Origin of the sequence: Limimaricola cinnabarinus LL-001, from assembly GCF_000466965.1 — a bacterium.
GTDB classification, from domain to species: Bacteria; Pseudomonadota; Alphaproteobacteria; order Rhodobacterales; family Rhodobacteraceae; genus Limimaricola; species Limimaricola cinnabarinus.
The window spans coordinates 1-762 of sequence record NZ_BATB01000174.1 but is presented as its reverse complement, the minus strand read 5'-3'; the positions used below and the strand labels follow the sequence as shown (position 1 = coordinate 762).

Here is a 762-nt window from a genome sequence, read left to right as displayed (position 1 = left end):
GTCGATCTCATGGCGGCGCTGAAGAAGAGCCTCGAGAAGGACAAGAAGGGCGGGCGCAAACCCTCCTCGACCCGCAAGAAGGCGTCATGACCCGTCTCGGCCGCTACCGCGAGAAGCGTGATTTCGACGCCACGCCTGAGCCGCAGGCGGAGGAGGGGCAAGGCGTGGGCCGAAGCTTCGTGGTGCAAAAGCACGACGCGCGCCGGCTGCATTACGACTTCAGGCTCGAACATGAGAACGCGCTCTGGTCATGGGCGGTGACGCGCGGCCCGTCTGACGATCCGCGCGAAAAGCGCCTCGCCGTGCGGACCGAGGATCACCCGATCGATTATGCGGGCTTCGAGGGCGTGATCCCCGAAGGGAGCTATGGCGCAGGCACGGTGATGATCTGGGACAGGGGCGAATGGGAACCACTGGACGAGGACCCCGGTGCGGCGCTGGCCGCGGGCAAGCTGAAGTTCCGGCTCGGTGGCGAACGGATGCGCGGCGGCTGGACCATGGTGCGCATGAAGGGCCGCGCGCGTGATCGCGGGCGCGAGAACTGGCTGCTTATCAAGGAACGCGACGCAAAGGCGGGGGACGACGCTGAAGGGCTGACAACGCGGCACACCGTGTCGGTGACGACCGGTCGCGGTCTCGACGCGATCGCCGCGGGGGCCGGGACCGAAGCGCCATCGAAGACCGGGCCTGCGGCACCGCCCGAGGATGGCGGGGCCTCGCCCGCGCGCGTGGGCGAGGCCCCGGGTTTCGTCGCGCCGCAGC

The 762-nt window shown here is 69.2% G+C and carries 1 protein-coding gene; it reads left to right on the top strand.

All coding sequences use genetic code 11. The features are described from left to right. Positions 1 to 86 precede the first annotated feature (86 nt). A partial coding sequence (locus MBELCI_RS18965; RefSeq protein WP_045320575.1) for a DNA polymerase ligase N-terminal domain-containing protein occupies positions 87 to 762 on the top strand: 676 nt, incomplete at its 3' end.